Genomic DNA, 21072 nt, shown 5'->3' on the forward strand with positions numbered 1-21072 from the left:
TCAGAGGGCCGGAGCGTGTTCCGGATTCGAACTCTTGTGGGCAACGCATTTGTTGCGGCCCGTCGCCTTTGCCTCATAAAGCGCCGTGTCGGCCTTTTGCATGAGGGTCGAAAATTCCAGATCTTCGCGAGCGACGGTGGCAAGGCCCATGCTGCAGGTGACCGTCTGTTTGACGATGTCGAGCTGGCATTCCTCGATAATCTTCACCCGCAGGCGTTCACACACCAGCATGGCATCTTCGATTTCGGCGTTGTGCAGGATCATGCAGAACTCTTCGCCGCCGACCCGGCCGAAGATGTCGACGGCACGCAGGGCGCTGCTGACGGTATCGGAAAATTTTTTCAAAACCTCGTCGCCGGTGGCATGGCCGTACAGATCGTTGATCTGCTTGAACTTGTCGATATCCATCATCACAGCCGTGAAGGGGCGTTTTGTGCGGCGGAAGCGTTGCACTTCTGTATTGGCCCGTTCCAGGAAAGCGCGGCGGTTCAGGATCTGGGTCAGGTCGTCGATGCTGGCGACCCGCTCCAGGTTGATCTTGGCGTTCATCAGGGCCTGGTGATCGCGCTGGCGGGCGATCTCGTGTCCGACCCAGTCCGCGAACTGACGCACGATCTGAAGATCCGAAGGGGAAAATGCCCTTTTGCGCACGTCCGGGGCGGTGAAGTTGATTGTCCCATGAACTTCACCATCCACGAGAATCGGGGCGCCGATATACGTCTCCAATTTGAAGATCTCGTGGCAGGGATGCCTGGCGAACTCCGAGCTCGCGGCATTTGCGGTCGCGATCGGCTCTTCGGACTTCAGCGTCAACAGACAATAGGTGTCCTGCAACGGGAACGTAGTGCCCGGAACGAGTTCTCCTTCCGGGCTCTGGGCGTGTGTGATCGTGTAGTGGTCGTCAATCACGTGACTGATAATGCCGAAGGGAACCTCGAAATGTTCGGTCCCCAGACGCAGGATTTCGGCAATCTTGTCTTCGTGGCCTAGCTCGCGGGTCGAGGTGATGGCGTAAAGCTCGGCCAGCGTACGTTCCGTTTTCTTCCGGTCGGTTATATCGGAAATCAGAACCACGATAGCTTCAACGGCACCGTCATCGCCGAAGCGCGGGTTACAGCTCATCAGGCATTCGCGCAAAATGCCGTCGGGAAAATGGAAGCTGACTTCCGATGAAACCTTCTCACCGCTCATCGCTTCCTCGAAGATCGTGCGAACGGCTTCGCGTTCCTTCCAGGGCAAGCGGTCACGAAGCCGGGTGCCGATGAGAGTTTCCGGTTTTTCGTTGAACCAGTCACACGCGGTCTTGTTGATGAAGACGCATCTGCCCTCCAGATCGACCTCGGTGACGCTGGCGACAATGTTGTCGGCCATGAGCGAAAGGTTCTTGTAAGCGTTTTCCGCCTTGGCCTGAGCGTGTTTGAGTTCCGTGATGTCGAACCGGATGCCGGCGATGCCGCCGGCGCGGGTGCGGGTTTCCGAAATGCGCAGCCAGCGGCCGTCACTGAGGTTTTGCTCCAGGATCGAGCCATCGCCGGCCTGATGCCGTTCGAGGCGCTCCGCCAACCATTCGTCGTCCGTCTTGCCGCCCGTCTCGTATTGTTTGCGGTTCAGGCCGAACCGCAGGATGTCCTCGAAACGATTGCCGGGGAACATGGCCGGTGCCGAATGGGCATAGATCTCGCGATAATTGTCGTTGCAGATAACCAGCCGGTCATCCTTGTCGTAGAGTGCGAAGCCTTCCGAAATCGCGTCCAGGGCATCTTCAAGCGTCAAGGCGATGTCGCTCAGTTTGCTTTCCAGCGCCTTTCGTTCCGCCTGATCCCGCGCGATAAACAGGATGCCGGTCAATGTGTGATCTGTATCGAACAGCGGTGCGCTGACAACCTCTACGGATACGGTCGACCCGTCTTCGAGCGCCAGATCTATTGAATAGGCCTTGCGGTTCCGGTGATCCGTTGGCGATTGGTAGAGTTCCGCCATCTGGGCAAACTGGTTCGGATCGGCGAAGAACCGTTTCGTTGTCGTGCCGACGACCTTTTCGCGATCCACCTTCAGCAGGTTGGACATAGCCTGGTTTATGAAAACGATGGTGCGTTCGGGGTTGGTCACGAGGACACATTCGTTCAAATCGCCGAACGTCTGTTCAAGATCCAAAGTGATGTTCTTGGTCATTTCCGTCCCCATTGTCCGACCTTTGTGCGGGTCGCGGTGTCATTCAAGACAATAAAAGTTTAATAAAAGGGATACGTAACGGAAGACTCCTTGAAGAAAATACGCATGTTAACCTTGGTCAGGTCTAGCGATCGGTATTTATGCCAAGTGCTCAGTTCTTGCGGTTTTCGTTCAGGAATTTTTCTATCCGTCCCAGCGCATCGCGTATGTTGTCCGTGGAATTCGCGTAAGACAATCTGATGTAGCCTTCGCCCAATACACCAAAATCAGGGCCCCCGATGGTCGCAACGCCGGTCTCTTCCAAGAGGGCGGATGCAAGTGCCTTTGCCTTCCAGCCGGTCTGCTTGATATTCGGAAAGGCGTAAAAGGCACCAAGCGGAACGCGGCAGGAAATGCCTTCGATGGCGTTCAGGCCGTCAACGGTCACCTTTCGCCGGCCGTCGAATTCCCGAACCATGTCCGCCACTGCGGTTTGCGGTCCGGTAAGCGCTGCAAGAGCGCCGAACTGGGCGGGGGCGTTGACACAGGACCACGCGTTGACCGCGAGCTTGCGCGCCTTGTCGATCAGGCCTTCAGGCCAGAGGGAAAAACCCATCCGCCAGCCGGTCATGGCATAGGTCTTCGACCAGCCGTCGAGCAGGATGAGCCTGTCGCGCAGCGACGGGAACCCCAGCAGGGAGACGTGTTCCATGCCGTCATAGGTCATCTGCGAATAGATTTCGTCGGACATGACGGCTACATCAGGAAAGCGTTCCAACCCGGCGACGAGCTTTTCAATTTCATCGCGGGGGGTGACGCCGCCGGTGGGGTTCGCCGGCGAATTCAGGATGAGCAGACGGGTCTTGTCGGTGATCAGCGACAGCGTCTCTTCGGCAGAAAAGGCAAAGTCGTTTTCCTCGCGGATCGGAACCGGCACGGGCCGGGCGCCGGTAAACTCGATCATCGAGCGGTAGATCGGGAAGCCCGGATCGGGATAGAGAATTTCACTTCCCGGTTCGCCGAACATCAAGATGGCCATGAACATGGTGACCTTGCCACCGGGAACGATCAGAATGTTGCCCGGGTCAGTCTCCACTCCGTGACGTTTCAGAAGGTCGGCGGAGACTGCTTCGCGCAACGGGGCAATGCCGGTTGCGGGCGTGTAACCGTGCTGACCGTCGCGCAGGGCCTTGATGGCCGCTTCAACGATGTGATCCGGCGTTTTGAAGTCCGGCTGACCGATGCCCAGGTTGATGATATCGCGGCCTTGTGCGGCAAGTTCCGTTGCCCGTGCCAGCACGGCGAATGCGTTTTCCTCGCCAATCCGGTCAAATCCGCCAATCGTGTGCAGCATTTTGGTCTCCATGCCTTTGCGCGCTTCCTCGAGCCGACGTTAATGCGGTGGACAAGGATTTGAAAAGGCTGAAGAACGGTCAAAGCGTTCGGGCGAGTGTCCACAGGTATGCCGGGAAAAGGGAAATTTCCGTACCGCCCTCCCAATACGGCGGTGAAATGCTTATATTCGCGCCCAAGCGGCCCGCCGACCGGCGGGCGACCCTTTATCTTCTGCCAGGAAAGCGCGCAATGACTGCGACCCAGGACAGCCAGGCACAGATCCCCGTTACCGTTTTGACGGGGTATCTGGGTGCCGGCAAGACCACACTTCTCAACCGGATCCTGACCGAAAACCACGGTCAGCGTTATGCGGTCATCGTCAACGAGTTCGGCGAAGTCGGTATCGATAACGACCTGCTCGTGGAATCCGACGAAGAAATCTTCGAAATGAACAACGGCTGCATCTGCTGCACCGTGCGCGGTGACCTGATCCGCACTGTGCAGAACCTGATGAAGCGCAAGAATGCCTTTGACGCGATCATCGTCGAAACCACCGGTGTTGCCGATCCGGCTCCGGTCGCACAGACCTTCTTCATGGATGACGATGTGCGTGCCGCCGCGAAACTCGACGCGGTTGTGGCCGTTGTCGATGCCCGCCACGTGCTGCAGCGTCTGGAAGACACCGAAGAGGCCGAAGACCAGATCGCCTTTGCCGACGTCATCCTGATCAACAAGACCGATCTCGTCTCGGGCGAAGAGCTTGCCACCGTCGAGGCGCGTATCCGTTCGATCAATCCGTATGCCGTGCTCCACCGGAGCGAGCGTTGCGGTATCGAGATCGCCAAGGTGCTGGATCGGGGTGCGTTCGATCTCGACAGGATCCTGTCACTCGATCCGCATTTCCTCGAGCATGGTCATCATGCCGACGAATGCGGTCCGGACTGCGACCATGACCACCATCATCACGGCCACGACCATCATCATGACCATGGACACGATCATGGACATGGGCATCACCATCATCACCACGATGAGGATCCCCATTCGGTCAAGAGCATTTCCCTGAAGGCAGGCGACCTTGATCCCAACATGTTCTTTCCCTGGATCAACCAGGTCACGCAGGTTCAAGGCCCAAACATTCTGCGCCTGAAGGGCATCATTGCCTTCAAAGGGGATCCGCAGCGCTATGTCATCCAGGGGGTGCACATGATCGTGGAAGGCGATCATCAGCGCGACTGGAAAGAGGATGAGCCGCGAGAAAGCCGCCTGGTCTTTATCGGACGCGATCTCAACTGGGATGTCCTGAGAGACAGTTTCCAGGCCTGCGCCGCGCAATAAGGAAGAAGAGACTTGCCGACAGTTGCTCCCGTGGAGGTGGACGGCTTCGTCGTTCGCGCCGGCTATCTGAAAGAAACGGCCTTTTTTGCATCCGGAGAAGGCGACATCGTCCTGTCCGGGCAGGGTGAAACGAAACTGAAACCGCACAAGGCCGGGCTTCTGGCTGCCGAGCCGACAATCGACGGCAAGGGGCTGATCACATCGGGTGACGACGGCTGCATCTTCCTGAGTGCGGCGGACGGATCGAGCGAATGCGTTGCCGAACGGCCGCGCAAGTGGATCGACCTGATCGCTGCCGGACCGTCCGGTGCGCTTGCCTTTGCCAGCGGCCGCACCGCCTGGGTGCGGTTCGCGGACGGGCGAGAAAAGGAATTCGCGCATGAACGGGCCGTCGGCGGTCTTGCCTTCGCGCCCAAGGGCATGCGGCTGGCAGTCGGACGCTACGATGGGGCGACGCTCTGGTGGGCCGGCACGGACGGCGCACCGGTCGAGCTTAGCTGGAATGGCGCGCATCTGGGCGTGAGCTTTTCGCCCGACGGCAAGTATGTTGTTACCGCCATGCAGGAAAACGCATTGCACGGCTGGCGCCTGTCGGACAGCCAGGACATGCGCATGACCGGCTACCCGGCCAAGGTCAAATCGTTCAGCTGGTCGGTCAAGGGGCGATATCTGGCGACCTCGGGTGCCAATGCCGCGATCCTCTGGCCGTTCTTCGGCAAAACCGGGCCGATGGGGCAGACACCACTGCAGTTGGGCACAAGGGGTGACAACCTGGTCAGCGCCGTTGCCTGCCACCCGAAGGAGGATGTCGTTGCTGTCGGCTATCAGGACGGCATGATCCTGATGTGCCGGTTCGAGGACAATGCCGAGGTACTGCTGCGGCGCTCGGGCCTGGGGCCGGTGTCTACAATGGCCTGGGATGCCGATGGAGTTCGGCTGGTCTTCGGAACGGAAACCGCGGAAGCCGGGATCATCAGTCTGCAGGACTGACGGGCCGTAACCTGGAAAGGGAGATCCTGACACGCGATGGCACGTATCATGATGCTGATTGTCATGTTGCTGAGTGGAACCGCGACGTCCCAGTTGCCGGAGTTCACACAGCAATATCGCCAGCGACTTGGTGGGGCCATCGACGCTCTGGAGGAAATTCTGGCCGATTTCAATCGTGACGCCGCTCGTTACGGGCTGACGTCGGCAGAAGCCATAGCGCGTCAGAAATCTTCGGAAGATCCCTTTATCAGAGCGCGGGGCGACAGCATGCTGAACGCCGAAATCCGCTTGAGCAGGCTGAAACTGCAGCGGGAAGAGCTTGAAACGGCCGGGCCGCTGGACCGCATGATCATCTTTGCGCGCGGCTTCGACCCAACCCTGGCGCAGGCAACGGCCGAAGACTACGAGCCCGCCGTTCCGGTAACGCCGGCCGGCTTTGCCAGTGCAGGTGTCGGTGCGCTTGGCGGGCTCCTTGTCATGCGCCTGCTGATCGGCGCAGCGCGCCTTGGGCGCCGCACCAGACCTGCCCGGCACTAAACGCCCCGCCAGGCCGGCCTTTGGCGAAGCCTTTGACCGGCCGCCGGAAAATACGCTAAGCAGGGTTTCTGGAATGGCCCCAACGGGAAGGATGCCGGATGGACGCAATCACGCGGATGCGCTGCTTCATTCAAGTTGTCGATTCAAACGGATTTTCCGCAGCGGCCCGTGAAATGGGGCGTTCCAAGGCGCTGGTCTCGAAATATGTCGGCGAGCTGGAAGACGAACTGGGTGTGCGTCTGTTGAACAGGACCACCCGGCAGGTGTCACTCACCGAAGTCGGCGAAGCCTATTACAAGGAAGCCGCCGAAATCCTGCAGCGTATCGATGACCTGCAAGCCTCGGTTCAGTCCTCGCACCAGGAAGTCCGTGGGCGTTTGCGTGTTTCGGCTCCCCGTTCGATGGGCGACGACCTGCTGAACCAGGCCATGATGCATTTTCTGGTGAAGTATCCGGAAATCAATCTGGATCTCAGGCTGGAAGACCGCTTCGTCGATCTCGTGGAAGAAGGTTTCGATCTTGCGGTCCGGGTCACCCAACTGGAAGATTCCAGCCTGATCGCCCGCAAGATTGCTCCCTTTCGCACCGTGGTGTGTGCCACGCCTGAAGCGATCGAGACCTACGGGGCGCCGAATGTGCCCGCCGATCTTTCCACACGGCCTTGCATCATCGATACGAACTACCGCTTCAAGCAGAACTGGGCCTTCTACACGAATGGAGAGCGGTCGTCGGTGGCAGTGAAAGGCCCGCTGGAAGTCAACAGCGCTGCCGCGGCGCGCGAAGCGGCATTATGTAACCTTGGTTTCCTTCGTACGCCGCTGTTTTTTGTGTCCAAAGATATCCGCGACGGCAAACTGGTTACGCTACTGGAGGCCTATGAGGAGCCGATGCGCGGTATTCATGCAGTTTATCCGCACCGCCGGCACTTGAGCGCAAAGGTGCGCGCCTTTGTTGATTTTCTGGTCGAATGGTATTCGTCAGGTCAAAACGACTGCTGATTTTTTTTAGCTGGTTCAGCTATTTCCCATTCCTTTGAGAATACGTTGTCGGATTTTATTTTCCGGTTCGTTTTTCTTAGTTAAATGAATGTAATCTGTAAATTTCTATCTATGGTTATTTAAGGGAAATTACTTACAATAAGTTTCGGTGAAGGTTTTCCTTGAAAAGCCGATGTATAAATCCCAAGGTTTACTCATGGAAAACGCGCAGGAACATATTGCCGCTCGCCTGGAAGAGGTTTTCTGGAGCCGGGGTTTTGCCGAACCGAGCGTTCCCGAGCTCAGGGCCGGTGCAGGTGTCAGCATGCGCACGCTTTACCGTCATTTTCCCTCGCGCGAGGCGATGGTACTGGGCGCCCTTGAATACCGGCATAGGCGCTACCTCTCCTATGTTCGCGAAGGTGTGACGTCGCCCGGGCTTGAGGCCGCCGTTCAGCTTTTTGACAAGCTGGGAGGCTGGATGCGCATGACGGCGGGCAAGGAGTGTCTGTTTCGCCAGGCGCTTGCAGCAAATCCCGGCAGCACCGAAATAGCGGCGATGGTGAAGCGCCACAAAGGCGAGCTTCTGCGTTTCTTCGGCGAATTGAGCGGGCAGGAAAGCTTCGCCTCGCGTCTTTACCTCCTGCATGAAGGTGTCACCGCCTGTTATGCGGAAATGGGGGAAAGAGCCGTTGAGGACGCGAAGAACCTCGTGAGGCAGATGTTCAAGGCAGCCAACGAAAGCCAGCTTTCCTGACCTGAGCATTAAATCAGGCGCACTGTTGCAGTGCTTACTTCTGCCGACCGTATGCAGGCTCGACAACCGGAAACAGGCAAAGCAAAAAACGGCGGCTCAAGGCCGCCGTTTCCGTTTGTCGTGAAAGTTTTAATCAGGCCGATTTCGCTTTTGCCAGACGCTCTTCCGCCATTGTGTCGGCCACGCGTTCCGGGGTGCTGCCTTCGCGGGCGGCCCGCTCGAAAATCGTTGCCAGCGTTTCGCCGATGGCGATCGTCTTTTCACGCACCAGCTTGTCGCCGCTGTCCGCTGTTGCCAGGGCAATGGAGATCACGCCGCCGGCATTGATCGCGTAGTCGGGAGCGTAGAGGATGCCGCGTTTCTTCAGGGCCTCGCCGTCCGCAGGCGTCTGCAGCTGGTTGTTGGCGGCCCCTGCAACGATCTTCGCCTGGATTTGCGGAACGGTGCGGGCATTGAGGCCTGCGCCGAGCGCGCAGGGAACGAAGATATCCGCCTCCACCATGTGAGCTTCGGCCGGATCAACCGCTGTGGCTCCGAACGCATCGATGGCACGCAGCACAGCCGGTGCATGAATGTCGGAAACAATGAGCCTTGCACCGGCTTCGTAAAGCTGGCGGGCAACGTCATGTCCCACGTGGCCCAGCCCCTGCACGGAGACAGTCTTTCCGGAAAGGTCGCTGCTGCCATAGACAAATTTTGCGGACGCCTTGATACCTTCGAAGACACCGAGAGCCGTATAGGGCGACGGGTCGCCGAGGCCGGTTGCCTTGGTGCCGCGCACATGGGCGGTCTGGCGGGCAACGGCTTCCATGTCGTCTGGCGACACGCCGACGTCTTCTGCGGTGATGTAGGTGCCGGACAGGCGCTCCACATGGCGGCCGAATGCCTCCATCAGGGCTTCGGACTTGTCCTTGCGGGGGTCGGCAATGATGACGGCCTTGCCGCCGCCGAGATCAAGGCCTGCCAGAGAGTTCTTGTACGTCATGCCGCGGGACAGGCGCAGGGCATCCGTCAGCGCATCCGCCGGGTTCTCGTAGGGCCAGACGCGGCAGCCGCCAAGTGCCGGGCCGAGCGTGGTGTCGTGGACGGCAATGATTGCCTTCAGGCCGGTAGCCTTGTCCTGGACGAAAACGATGTCTTCGTGATCGCCCATCTCCGGATGATCGAAAACGGCACTGTGGTGAACTGATTTATGCAAGGCGTTCATGGCTGGCTCGGTGCAGTGGTTATTGTTGTGAATATTTTAGGCTGCATCCCGGGAATATTGTCTTTTTTCTCCTAATTTTGGTCGTCGGATGAGTTGAAACATTCCTTATTTGATTTCTAAGGGCGAAAATTGTTCCTTGGGCGTTTTGCGCCGCGAAATTGTCGCGGTCATCTTCCTGCCGTCTTCTCTGGTCAAACAACGCACTGCGTGTCATGTAAACATATTACATCTGATCAGTGGGTGATCCCGTTGCGCTTGCTTTCCACCTTTCGAGCCAAGGTTCTTCCTGCGGCCTCTCGCCGTTTCCTGTTGGGTCTGGGTTTTCTGTTGGCTGCTCTTGCCGGAGCCAGTGCGCACCCGCATGTCTTTGTCGAGGCACGAAGCAAGCTGGTTTTCGACGATGCCGGACAGGCGATTGCGCTTCAGCACGTGTTTCGTTTCGATGATGCGTTTTCCGCTTTCGCCATCCAGGGTTTCGACAAGGATGGCGACGGTCACTATTCCCGTGAAGAGCTGAGTGAACTGGCGAAGGTCAACGTGGAGAGCATGGCCGATTACGGCTATTTCACGTTCGGTGACAACAGCCGGGTCGAATTCGATTTCGATGACCCGACGGATTACTGGCTGGAAGTGGTCAAGGTTCCCCTCAAGGACTACTGGGTGATGAAGCCCGAGGACTTCGAGGCCATGGAGGAAGATGTCCGCATGAATGGCGGCTCCATGCCGGAGGATGTGAACCTGCTGGAACTGCATTTCACGTTGCCGTTCAAACAACCCAGCGATACCGAGAGCCTGATCACGCTCGACGTTTACGATCCGACCTATTACGTCGATTTCCGCTTTGGTGCGGGGGACGATGCGCTGGGAACGGAAAACGCACCGGGCACTTGCCGTGTGAGCCGCAAGGAACCGCCGCCGCTGGATGATGCCGAAGCCTATGCGCTTGCACAGATCGGTGCAGACCAGCGTGACCTGCCGCCCGAGCTTCAGTCCGCTGCCGCCTCGCAGGTCAATCAGATGCTGGTTGCCTGCGGTGATGCAATGGCCGCCGCGAGTTCATCGTCCGGAACTTCGGAAGCCGCAACGCCCGAAACCACGTCTGCTTCCACGTCCACGGACACTGCTGCCAGCTCGCCCGCCGATGCTGCCGCAGCAATTACGGCTGCACTCGATACGGCGAAGGCTTCAGAAGAAGCGGTTGCCGCGCCGAAGGCGGGTTTCCTCGATACGGTTTTCGGGACAATTGCAGTCAAGCAGAAGGAATTCTACCAGGCGCTGGTCGCCAGTCTCAGGGCCTTCCGCAACAATCCGCATGCGGCCTGGCTGCTGATGGGGCTTTCCTTCGCGTATGGCATCTTCCATGCCGCAGGGCCTGGGCATGGCAAGGCCATCATCACGTCCTATGTGGTTGCCAACAACGAGACCCTTCGCAAGGGTATTTATCTCTCCTTTGCCTCGGCGTTCGCACAGGCGGTGACCGCGATCCTTCTGGTTGGAGGTCTGGCCGTCGTTTTCAATCTCACCAGCATCGCGATACAGGATACGGCGCGGTGGTTCGAGATCGGATCCTATGTGCTGATCACCGGTCTGGGCGGCTGGCTGTTGTGGCAGAAAGCCCTTCGTCCACTGGCCATGAATGTGGCGTCCCGTCTGTCAGGCTCGCAACTCGCGCTCGCGGGCGCTTCGGCGGCCAGTCATCACGGTCATGGCCACAGTCACGATGGCCACCACCATCATCATGGTCACGATCATCACCACCATGACCATCATCATCACGAGATCGGTGCAGATGGCGTGTGCGCCACATGTGGTCATGCCCATGCCCCGACGCCGGACATGCTTCAGGGCAAGATCACCCTTGCCCGGGCCGTGTCGATCATTTTTGCAGTTGGTCTTCGGCCCTGTACCGGTGCGCTGGTGGTGCTGGTCTTTGCTCTTTCGCAAGGCATGATCGCAGCCGGCATCGCTTCCACCCTGGCGATGGCGGTTGGCACCGGCATAACGGTCTCGCTGCTTGCGGGCATGGCAGTCGGGGCCAAGGAACTTGCCGTGCGGCTTTTCGGCGAAGGCAGTCCGATGGCGGTGAAGGTTCACCGGACGATCGAAATCGTCGGGGCAGCCATCGTCTTCCTGCTGGGGCTCACGCTGCTGATCGCAACGCTCGGCTGGGGCTGATTACAAACCCAGGCGCTTGACGCGATAGGCCCGGACGGCATCACCGAAAGCGGCAAACAGCTTTTTCGAGGGACCGTCCGTCGACACCCAGTATTCCGGGTGCCACTGTGTCGCGAGGACGTAGCCGGCACTATCCTTGACGGAGGCCGCTTCGATGGTCCCGTCTTCAGCTTCCGCTTCCGTGATCATGCCATTGCCCAGCCTGCCGACAGCCTGGCGGTGGAGCGAATTCACCTCGAAAGGCTCGCTGCCGACAACCGTGGCCAGACAGCTGCCTTCGGCGACTTCCACCGGATGGGCAATCCGGAACCGTTCGTCCTGCTGTTCTGATGTCGGCGCGCGGTGATCGGCGCGACCTTCAAGGGACTGGATCTCGGTCAGCAGCGTACCGCCAAGGGCAACATTCAATTCCTGCATGCCGCGGCAGATGGCAAAGACGGGAATGCCGCGTTCGACGGCGCGCTTGAGCAGAGGCAGTGTCGTGGAATCGCGGGACGGATCGTATGGACCGTTCTCTTCCGTCGGCACTTCGCCATAAAGTTCCGGATTGACGTTGGACCGGGAGCCGGTCGCCAAAACGCCGTCGACCTGGTCCAGAGCCGCATCCAGATCCAGATCAGCCCCCAGGGACGGCAGGATCATCGGGATGGCATCGGAGCCTTTCAGCACGGCCTGCAGATAGGTTGAGGTCGCGGCGTGCCAGTTGTAGCCCTCGATGGTTTTCACATCGGCGGTTACCAGGACAAGTGGTTTGGTCATTTCATGCCTGTCAGATGGGAGACCCATGTCTCCGGAAGTGTTTGGCCAGGGTGTGGACCCAAACAGATTTAGCCGAGCCGGATCAGTCCAGCAATCCCAGATCCTGCGCGACCTTGTAGAGCTGAGCGGCATTCTTGTTGCCGACCTTTTCCCGCAGGTTCAGGCGGTGGGATTCGACAGTGCGTACGCTGATGCCCAGTTCCTTGGCGACTTCCTTGTTGGGCTGGCCTTTGGCAATGGCTGTCAGCACCTGGCGCTCCCGATCGGTCAGCCCGTATGGGTCTTCCACCGGTGCGGATGTGCCGGCACCAACCAGCGTCGGGCCGACCGCGGAGGAGAAATAGTATCCCCCATTGGCAACACTGGTGATCGCAGTAATCATCTCGGCTGCGGAGATATCCTTCAGGATGTAGCCGCGGGCACCTGCCTGGACGACGCCGCGCACATACTCCGGGTTGTCGTAGACCGACAGGATCAGTACAGCGATTTCAGGCAGCGTCTTGCGCATCTGTGTCGCCGCCTCCAGCCCGTTCATGACCGGCATGGAGACATCCATCAGGAGAACGTCTGGACGCAGGTCACGGGCGAGAGCCAAGGCATCGCGGCCGTTTGTCGCTTCACCGACCACTTCCAGGTCGGCCACCTTTTGCAGCCGGGCCCGGATACCGTCCCGAACCAGCTCATGGTCGTCTGCCAGAAGAACGCGGATGGGCCTGGTAAATGACCGGGGTGAAGGTGAATGCACTGTCATCTTTGCATCATGCCGCTTTTGCCGCCGCATTGTCGAGCGGCATCTGGACTTTAATACGGGTTCCGCCGGAAGCACGTCTGCTCAGGGTTAACCGGCCGCCGTAGGTTTCGATCCGCTCGCGCATGTTGCGGAAGCCAAGGCCGCCGGATTTCGGCAGCGGGCGGGGGAGGCCGACGCCGTTGTCTTCCACCGAGAGAACAAGCTGCTGCATGCCGACCTTGAGGGAAATCGCGACTTCGCTGGCGTGGGAATGGCGCGCTACATTGGTCATGCATTCCTGAACCACACGGTAGAGGGCGGTCTTGGCACCTTCCGACAAGCGGGCGTGGCATTGCTCCGCCTGAACGTTGACGGTGATGCCCGACTGGTTCTGGAACTCCTTGCCGAGACTGCCGAGCGCCGCCGCAAGGCCCATGTCGTCAAGGACACTGGGTCTGAGATCTCGCGATATCCGCCGGACCTCGGCAATGGTTCCATCCAGTGTCTTGAGGCATTTGGCTGCCTGCACCTGAAGATCCGGATCCCGGTTGGCCTCGCTATGGATCATTTCGACGCCATAGCGCACGGACACCAGAAGTTGGGAAATACTGTCGTGCAGTTCGGTGGAAACGCGTTTGCGCTCCTGTTCCTGCACCTGGAAGATCCTGTTGGTCAGTTCCTTCAGCTTGGTGTCCGCAAAGCGCTGTTCGGAGAACCGCACACCGGCGATGAGGAAACCCGCAATGACGATGGCCGCAAGCGTAATCATGAAGGTGACGAACAGTGTCTGGCGGATGGAGCGGGCAAAGTCGGTGCGGATCGCGGTGACCTCGCGGGCGATGTCATCGGTGTAAAGGCCGGTGCCAAGCATCCAGCCCCACTTGTCGAGCAGGATTGCGTAGCCGAGCTTTTCCTCGACCGTGCCTGTCGAGGGCTTGTGCCAGACATACTGGTGGAAGCCGCCGCCGTTCTGGGCCGCCTCGATCAGGTTGCGGATGACGTAGTCGCCGTTGTCATCCTGGAGCTGCCACCAGTTTCCCCCCACCAGGTGCGGCAGCTTGGGATGGACCAGGTTGGTACCGTCGAGCGTGTAAACGAAGAAATAGCCGTCGTAGTCGAAGGTCAGATGCTGCAGGATCATCTTGACCTTTTGCTGCGCCACTTCGCGACCTCCCGGTTCTTCCTTGTAGATCTGCTCGATCGAGGTGAGAGCAAGACTGACGTAGTTCCGGATTTCCTGGCGCTTGGAGGACAGGATGCGCTGTTCCACTGCCTGAGTCTGCGTGTTGATCAGTTCCCGAGACTGATAGTACGTGGCCGCACCGATGAGTACGGAGACGGCGATCAATGGCAGGATCGTGATGAGCAGCAATTTGGTCTTGAAGGTCACGAATTTTGCTCTCTTGTTGCGCGAACATGCGGCAAACGATTATCTCTCTTGCGTGGTTCTCGGTAGTATTACTGAGAAGCTGCGCAGAACCACGAATAGCGCTTCAGACACTCGGTCAACTAGACATACCTCGAGATCGGTGCAAGTGTGTACCCGGTCCGAAATCGGGTCCGATTAGGGAGGAAACTAATGGATCGTCGTTCGTTTATCAAAAAGGCTGGTATTGGTGCCGGCGGTGTTGCCGCTGGATCCTTGCTGGCTGCTCCGGCAATTGCGCAGGGCACCAAGGAAATGGTCATCGTGTCCACATGGCCGCGCGACTTTCCGGGTCTCGGTATTCCGGCACAGCGCCTCGCAGCCCGTATTGCAGAGCTGACCGCAGGCCGCCTCAACGTTCAGTATTTCGCCGCTGGCGAACGCGTTGGTGCCTTTGACTCCTTCGACGAAGTCGCTTCCGGTAACGCGCAGGCCTATATCGGCGCCGATTACTACTGGAAAGGCAAGCATCCGGGCTGGGCAGCATTCACTGCCGTGCCGTTCGGTCTGACCCAGGCTGAAATGGACGCCTGGATCAAGTACGGCAGCGGCCAGGAACTGTGGGATGAGCTGGCTGGTGAATTCGGCCTGAAGAACTTCGCCATGGGCAACACCGGTGTCCAGATGGGCGGCTGGTTCAACAAGGAAATCGAAACCGCTGACGACCTGAAGGGTCTGAAGATGCGTATTCCGGGTCAGGGCGGCGACGTCATGGCGAAACTCGGCGCGTCTCCGGTCTCCCTGCCGGGCGGCCAGATCTACGAAAACCTTGTTTCCGGCGCGATCGATGCAACCGAGTGGGTTGGTCCGTTCAACGACTACTTCATGAAGTTCTACGAAGCTGCCAAGTACTACTACTACCCGGGCATGCACGAGCCGGGCGCCATGCTTGCTCTGGGCATGAACAAGGCATTCTGGGATGGCCTCGACAAGGTCGATCAGCAGATCATCGTTGCAGCGTGTGCGGAAGAAAACTCCAACACGATGGCTGAAACCAACGCCAACAACGGTAAGTACCTGACCCGCCTGATCAACGAGCACGGCGTTGAGCTGCGTGAATTCTCCGACGAGATCTACGACAGCTTCGGTGAAGCCGCTCAGGAAGTTCTGGAAGAAGCGATGGATCATTCCCCGCTGTCCAAGAAGATCTTCGAGAGCGTCATCAACGCACGTCAGGAAATCGGCAGCTACATGGCGATCGCCGACATTGCCTACAGCAACAAGCGTAACCGTTACCTCGGCATTCCGAAGTAATCGGTTGAGCAAATAAAAGGGGCGGGAGAAATCCCGTCCCTTCTTCTTAGACAAAGATAAAAAGGCACAGCCACGATGACGGCCTTGGACAATGTTCAAGACGGCTCGCCTGTTATGAATTCCGGTGGTAAAGCCTCGCCGGAGAGCGCCCGCTTCTTCCGCCTGTGCGGCTGGATCGTATTGGCGATCATGACGGCGTTTCTGCTCAACAACTACCTGACCTATTGGCAAGACCTACCAGGCATTGCGCCCATCTTCGGCGGCGCGGCCAATGGATCCATGCCGATTCTCTGGTCCTGGTTGCAATTGGCGCTCTATGCGGCGTTTGTCCTGTTGGCCTTCGGCTATGTGCGGACGAACGGAAACACGCTGCGTGAAGACAGCGTCCGGATCACCAACATCAACGCCTATCTCATCAGGGCCTGCTTCTTCGCGGTGCTGATCGTCGGGTTGGTCGACAGCGCGATCTCGTTCCTGCGCATCGAGGGCTTTCTGCCCGATGTCGTCGGACAGGCGCTTGCCGACGATCTCGGCAAATCGCAGTTCCGGGGCCCTTATGTGCACATGCCGCTGATCGCGCTTTCATTCGTGATCGCAGCCTTCACCCGCACGCTCGGCTTCACCTGGCTTGCGCTTCTGGTGGTTGCCGCCGAACTGATGATCGTGATCGGCCGTTTCGTCTTCTCCTACGAGCAGGCCTTCCTCGCCGATCTCGTGCGGTTCTGGTACGCGGCGCTGTTCCTGTTCGCCAGTGCCTACACGCTGCTTGAAGAAGGGCATGTTCGGGTCGACATCTTCTATGCGGGCCTGTCCTCGAGAGCCAAGGGCATCGTCAACGCGGTCGGTTCCGTTGTGCTCGGCATCAGCCTTTGTACCGTCATCCTGGTCATCGGCATGGGCGGCAAGCAGAACATCATCAACAGCCCGATCCTGACCTATGAGACCACGCAGGCCGGCTTCGGTCTTTACGTGAAATATCTCATGGCGGGTTTCCTGGGCGTGTTCGCCGTTTCCATGATGATCCAGTTCGTGGCCTATTTCCTGGACGCGGTTGCCGATATTCGCGGCGAACCGGGTGGCCGGGATCATGACAGCCACACTGTTCAATAGAGCCTGACGAGACCGCTTGATATGGAACTTTTCTTCCTTCTTCTCCTGGTCGTCCTGATGGCGATTGCGCTTGGGTCGGGTTTCCCCGTCGCCTTCGCGCTCCCCGGATCGGCCATCCTGACCATCGGCATCGCTGCCGGATCGGGCTATCTGTTTGCCGGCGACCCCGGCGCGTATTTCTCTCACGGTGGCCCAAGCCAGTGGCTCAGCGCGGGGGTGACGAACTTCCGTGGCATCTACTGGGAGGCCGAGCGAGATACGCTCATTGCCATTCCGCTGTTCGTCTTCATGGGCATCATGCTTCAACGATCCAAGATCGCTGAAGACCTGCTGGTGACGATGGCACGGCTGTTCGGCCCGGTGCCGGGTGGTCTCGGTATCTCCGTGGTGTTCGTGGGGGCTCTTCTGGCAGCCACCACGGGCATCGTCGGCGCAACCGTTGTCGCCATGGGCCTGATCTCGCTGCCGGCCATGCTGCGCAACAAGTATTCGGTGCCGCTGGCAACGGGAACGATTGCCGCTTCCGGGACACTGGGACAGATCATTCCGCCGTCGATCGTTCTGATCATTCTGGCCGACCAGCTTGCCAGCGCGGTCGATCAGGCCGGTTCGCTGCGCCAGACACTTTACAAGGCGAGCACCGGCGAGCTGTCGATGCCGTCGGACTACTCTGTCGTGTCGACCAGTGCCGGCGAAATGTTCCTGGGTGCCTTCCTGCCGGGTCTTGTCCTGGTTGGCCTCTACATGCTGTTCATTCTGGGTTTCGCGCTGTTGAATCCGAAGTCGGCACCGGCAGTCCATGAAGAAGGCACCTTCACGCGTGCGTTCGCAGGCAAGGTGGTCCTGACCCTGGTGCCGCCGCTGGCCCTGATCTTCCTGGTGCTTGGTTCGATCATTGCCGGTGTCGCTACCGTGAACCAGGCTGGCGCCATCGGTGCCGTCGGTGCGATGGTCATGGCCGGTTATCGCCTTCGTGACGGCAAGCGCGGAGCCTACAGCCCGGCGATCCTGGCTATTCTGGCCTTGCTGGGGCTGGCCGTGGTTGTCAGTTTCTTCGGCTCGGTCAACATCAAGCTGATCCAGACCAGCGACGATGTTCTCGCCCTGGTGCTGGCTATCATCGCTGTTTCGCTGCTGCTGATCGCGATCCTTTGGTCCGGTTGGCGTACGCTGAAGTTCGAAGACACCATGCGCGGAGTGATGGTGGAAACCGCCAAGACCACCGCACTTGTGTTCATCATTCTTCTCGGCGCTGCCATGCTGACCTCTGCCTTCCGTGCCTTCGGCGGGGAAGAGCTGGTCAAGAACTTCCTGCAAGGCCTGCCGGGCGGGTTCTGGGCTCAGTTCCTGATCGTGATGCTCGTGATCTTCATCCTCGGCTTCTTCCTCGATTTCATCGAGATCGCCGTCGTGGTGGTGCCGATCGTTGCACCGATCCTGCTTGCCGATCCTGAAGCAAACGTCACCGCCGTGTGGCTTGGCGTGATGATCGGTCTCAACATCCAGACCTCGTTCCTGACACCGCCCTTCGGCTTCGCGCTGTTCTATCTGCGCGGCGTTGCACCGGCCGTGGTCAAGACGCTGGACATGTACAAGGGCGTGGTTGCGTTCATCTGCCTGCAGTTGCTGGCACTCGGCATCGTCGGGCTCTATCCGCAGCTTGTGAACTATCTGCCGAATCGCTCGTCGCTGCTGTCCGAGACAGCTCCTCCGCCAAAGAACCCGCGTCTGCAGTACTGCATGGAGACCCTCATCTACGAGGACTTCCAGAAGAACGGCGACAAGATCCTGTCGGCAATCCAGTCGGTCGAATCCATCGACATGAGCTATCTGCCGGAAGATCTGCGCGATGATGTCATGGACGGTCTGGAAAAGGCGAAGGAAGCCATGCCGCAGATGGAGGCGATCCATCAGGCTGAAGCTGAAGTAGCAGCAGCGGCAGGGGCCTACAAGCCGGTGCACACACAGGTTCGCGCCATCGAACGCGATGCCCGCCGTCTTGATGACCGGATTGCCGACCTTCAGGTCATCGTTGACCGGTCGGGAGAAACCGGCATCTACACGGCTGCACAAGGTGAACGTGCTCAGGCTCGCATCGACGAGCTGAAAGCCCGGCATGAAGCCCTGATGGCTCAGATCCCGTCCGATTGGCAGGATACCTATACAACCTTCGCCAAGATCCAGAAGGCAGAGGATGTGGCCCGGATGACCTATCGTCGGACTGTCGATCAGGCTTACGAGCCGATCGCAGAGCTGAAGGCGATCCTCAACGGTGCTGATCTTGTTGCAAGCTTCAAACCGGAACTCGAAGCCCTGAAGGCCGAAGTGCCGACGCTTGAGCCGGAAGCGGCCGAAGAAGCGATTTCGGCCATGCGTTCACGGGTTGGAGATGCGGAAGGCACGAGCGATATCCGTGATGGCCTGAACGAAGCCCGCAAGATCATGCGCAGCCGTCAGCCGAACGCGGAAGAAGCTGTTGCTGAAATCGACAAGTCGATTGCCGCTCTGGATGCGGATCTTGCCTGGCGCCGCAAAGGGGCCGAGGAAATCCTGCCGCAGCTGGAAACCTTCGATGACACCGTGGCAGCCAATATCGGTGTGAGAGCCCAGAACCGTTTGCCGACGGATATGGCTCTGGATGTTGCCGGATGTCTGTCCGGGCATCGGGATATTTCCCTGAGCTTCTGATCTTCAGAAGCTTTCCAAGATGCAAAAAGGGCTGTCCCGGTGGGCAGCCCTTTTTAATTGTCTGATTGGCCTTGCGGAAGTCAGGCGAAGCGCTGCCAGGCGGACGTGAAAATACCGGCGGCTTCGGGCGCTTCAATAATTCGGCCATGACACATGACGATCCGTTTCACGGGCCAGCTGCCAACGGCTTCCTGAAAGGGGGCGATGCCGGATTTGTCGCGGATCGCGTAGCGGTGATAGAAGGCCACTCCCGGCACGCCGTAGCAACCGATTGCCCTGAAGAACAGTTTTTCTGTGAAATTGTGTTCCGGTTGATAGTTATAGAGCAGGTCAGCCGTTACCAGCGTGCCCGAACGCCGGTGAAAGAGAACCGTTTCGTTCAAGTCGTGCCCGCTCAGTGTCGCATGCTCGATTTCTCCAACAGCCACGACTGTTTTGTCAGTGACAATTTCCGAGTTCGCGATCTTGCCGATCTTCCGTTCAAGCCCTTTGGGAACAAGTACACGGGCATTGGGAAAATGGTCCTGTGCGGCGCGCAAATACATGTGATGGAAAAGGTTCGGCGCAAAGAGCACCGCGATCTCGCCCAGGTTGCGGAGGGCGTTCCTGACATCCTTGTCCAGTTCCACCGGAGAGTGGAGCACCAGTCCGGCGGCGGTTTCCAGAACGGTCATGCGAAGGCTGCCCTTGCAGCCGAGCCTGGTAAAGGTGGTATCGAGCGTCCAGAGCCCTTCGTCGAGTTTTCGGAGTTCCTGTGCGGAGTTGCTCATGACCACTTCACATCACAGGCCAGCATGTAGCCGGAACCGTAGATGGTGCGAATGTGGGCGGGCTCGTTCTTGCGGTTGAGCTTCTTGCGGATGCGCGAAATGCGCACGTCGATGGACCTGTCGAGGCTCTCGTCACGGCCGCCATGTTCAAGCAGGTAGTCTCGCGACAGCACGCGCTTGGGAGCTCTCAGCAGAGCTTCCAGCAACGTGGCCTCTCCGGTGGACAGAAATGTTTCCTCGCCTTCCGGAGAGGTCAGGCAGTGGGAGGCGGGCTGGTAGGTCCAGCCTTCGAACCGGGCGCAGTCGACGCTGGCCTTCACCGGTGCCTGGTCGGACGAGCGACGCAGAATGGAGCGGATGCGCGCAACCACTTCGCGCGGGTCAAACGGTTTGACCACGTAATCATCCGCGCCAAGTTCCAGCCCCATGACACGGTCGGTGGAATGTCCGCGTGCTGACAGAACGATGATCGGCACTGATGACCGGCGTCTGATCTCGTTGATGAGCGCCATGCCCTCCATATCAGGCAGGCCGAGATCAACGATGCAGGCATCCGGTGTTTCCAGGCCGAGCGCGATCAGCATCTGTGAGGCCGTGGAAAAGACCTTGCCTTCCATCTCGAACTGGAGAAGGGCATCCAGCAGCAAGTTGCCGATTTCCGGTTCGTCGTCGACGATGAAAACCGTGCGTTTGGTTGCCTGGAGGGAGCGTGTCTGCAAGGCGCGTTCCTGTGTCCTAGATCAAGGGTTACTGATTTCGATCCGTCTGTGGGATCGTGTGAGCGGAAAAGCCTGGCAACTGAGACCGGCAAGTTGGATAGGAGCTCGGGACCAGAACTGATGGGTCAATCGCAATTCTCTTTGCATAA

General features: G+C 58.9%; 17 protein-coding genes. 9 read left to right on the forward strand and 8 right to left on the reverse strand.

Features of this window, described 5'->3' with window-relative positions:
* Together HEP89_RS11530 and HEP89_RS11535 are read right to left on the reverse strand one after the other, a co-directional pair.
* Window positions 1-2172 carry a diguanylate cyclase gene (locus HEP89_RS11530; RefSeq protein WP_168692085.1) on the reverse strand — a complete coding sequence of 724 codons (2172 nt, stop codon included), beginning with the start codon at window positions 2170-2172 and terminating at the stop codon, window positions 1-3.
* Between the two features lie 151 nt (window positions 2173-2323).
* A complete protein-coding gene (locus tag HEP89_RS11535) occupies window positions 2324-3505 on the reverse strand; it encodes a pyridoxal phosphate-dependent aminotransferase (protein ID WP_077293365.1) in 1182 nt (393 codons plus the stop codon).
* 230 nt (window positions 3506-3735) lie between these two features.
* Between HEP89_RS11535 and HEP89_RS11540 the strand changes: the two genes are divergently transcribed.
* The 5 genes from HEP89_RS11540 to HEP89_RS11560 all read left to right on the forward strand — a co-directional run bounded on the left by HEP89_RS11540 (window position 3736) and on the right by HEP89_RS11560 (window position 8085).
* The gene (locus tag HEP89_RS11540; RefSeq protein ID WP_031270558.1) at window positions 3736-4824 is read left to right on the forward strand and encodes a GTP-binding protein; all 1089 of its coding nucleotides are present in this window, start codon (window positions 3736-3738) and stop codon (window positions 4822-4824) included.
* 12 nt (window positions 4825-4836) lie between these two features.
* Window positions 4837-5814 (forward strand): WD40 repeat domain-containing protein, encoded by a 978-nt coding sequence (locus HEP89_RS11545; protein WP_168692087.1) that lies wholly within the window; start codon window positions 4837-4839, stop codon window positions 5812-5814.
* Between the two features lie 36 nt (window positions 5815-5850).
* Entirely contained in the window at window positions 5851-6351 is a 501-nt protein-coding gene (locus HEP89_RS11550) for a DUF2937 family protein (RefSeq protein ID WP_023003636.1), read from the forward strand.
* Between the two features lie 98 nt (window positions 6352-6449).
* Window positions 6450-7349, forward strand: coding sequence for a LysR family transcriptional regulator (locus HEP89_RS11555; RefSeq protein ID WP_023003634.1), 900 nt, complete (start codon window positions 6450-6452; stop codon window positions 7347-7349).
* A 196-nt stretch (window positions 7350-7545) separates the two neighbouring features.
* On the forward strand, window positions 7546-8085 hold the full coding sequence (locus HEP89_RS11560; protein ID WP_023003632.1) for a TetR/AcrR family transcriptional regulator: 540 nt from the start codon (window positions 7546-7548) through the stop codon (window positions 8083-8085).
* A gap of 133 nt (window positions 8086-8218) precedes the next feature.
* Here HEP89_RS11560 and HEP89_RS11565 read toward each other — a convergent pair whose 3' ends face one another.
* A complete protein-coding gene (locus HEP89_RS11565; protein ID WP_168692088.1) occupies window positions 8219-9292 on the reverse strand; it encodes a Glu/Leu/Phe/Val dehydrogenase in 1074 nt (357 codons plus the stop codon).
* 240 nt (window positions 9293-9532) lie between these two features.
* Between HEP89_RS11565 and HEP89_RS11570 the strand changes: the two genes are divergently transcribed.
* A complete protein-coding gene (locus HEP89_RS11570) occupies window positions 9533-11467 on the forward strand; it encodes a DUF1007 family protein (protein ID WP_286201047.1) in 1935 nt (644 codons plus the stop codon).
* On the opposite strand, the gene HEP89_RS11575 is transcribed toward HEP89_RS11570, so the two are convergent.
* From HEP89_RS11575 to HEP89_RS11585, 3 genes are all read right to left on the reverse strand, one after another.
* Window positions 11468-12226 (reverse strand): gamma-glutamyl-gamma-aminobutyrate hydrolase family protein, encoded by a 759-nt coding sequence (locus tag HEP89_RS11575; protein WP_168692090.1) that lies wholly within the window; start codon window positions 12224-12226, stop codon window positions 11468-11470.
* An 82-nt stretch (window positions 12227-12308) separates the two neighbouring features.
* Window positions 12309-12977, reverse strand: coding sequence for a response regulator transcription factor (locus HEP89_RS11580; protein WP_031270556.1), 669 nt, complete (start codon window positions 12975-12977; stop codon window positions 12309-12311).
* Window positions 12978-12984: 7 nt separating this feature from the next.
* On the reverse strand, window positions 12985-14346 hold the full coding sequence (locus tag HEP89_RS11585; protein ID WP_168692091.1) for a cache domain-containing protein: 1362 nt from the start codon (window positions 14344-14346) through the stop codon (window positions 12985-12987).
* A 189-nt stretch (window positions 14347-14535) separates the two neighbouring features.
* Between HEP89_RS11585 and HEP89_RS11590 the strand changes: the two genes are divergently transcribed.
* The 3 genes from HEP89_RS11590 to HEP89_RS11600 all read left to right on the forward strand — a co-directional run bounded on the left by HEP89_RS11590 (window position 14536) and on the right by HEP89_RS11600 (window position 19434).
* The gene (locus tag HEP89_RS11590) at window positions 14536-15636 is read left to right on the forward strand and encodes a TRAP transporter substrate-binding protein (RefSeq protein ID WP_168692092.1); all 1101 of its coding nucleotides are present in this window, start codon (window positions 14536-14538) and stop codon (window positions 15634-15636) included.
* A 75-nt stretch (window positions 15637-15711) separates the two neighbouring features.
* On the forward strand, window positions 15712-16746 hold the full coding sequence (locus HEP89_RS11595; RefSeq protein ID WP_023003617.1) for a TRAP transporter small permease subunit: 1035 nt from the start codon (window positions 15712-15714) through the stop codon (window positions 16744-16746).
* A gap of 21 nt (window positions 16747-16767) precedes the next feature.
* Complete coding sequence (locus tag HEP89_RS11600; protein ID WP_168692093.1) at window positions 16768-19434, forward strand: TRAP transporter large permease subunit; 2667 nt, start codon at window positions 16768-16770, stop codon at window positions 19432-19434.
* A gap of 80 nt (window positions 19435-19514) precedes the next feature.
* Here the strand turns inward: HEP89_RS11600 and HEP89_RS11605 are convergent, their stop codons facing one another.
* Both HEP89_RS11605 and HEP89_RS11610 read right to left on the reverse strand, forming a co-directional pair.
* Window positions 19515-20204: a hypothetical protein gene (locus tag HEP89_RS11605; RefSeq protein ID WP_168692094.1), complete on the reverse strand. Its 690-nt coding sequence runs from the start codon at window positions 20202-20204 to the stop codon at window positions 19515-19517.
* Complete coding sequence (locus tag HEP89_RS11610; protein ID WP_023003610.1) at window positions 20201-20923, reverse strand: response regulator transcription factor; 723 nt, start codon at window positions 20921-20923, stop codon at window positions 20201-20203. The genes HEP89_RS11605 and HEP89_RS11610 overlap by 4 nt, the downstream gene beginning before the upstream one ends.
* Window positions 20924-21072: the final 149 nt, after the last annotated feature.

Source organism: Labrenzia sp. 5N, from assembly GCF_012395805.1.
Taxonomy (GTDB): domain Bacteria; phylum Pseudomonadota; class Alphaproteobacteria; order Rhizobiales; family Stappiaceae; genus Roseibium; species Roseibium algicola.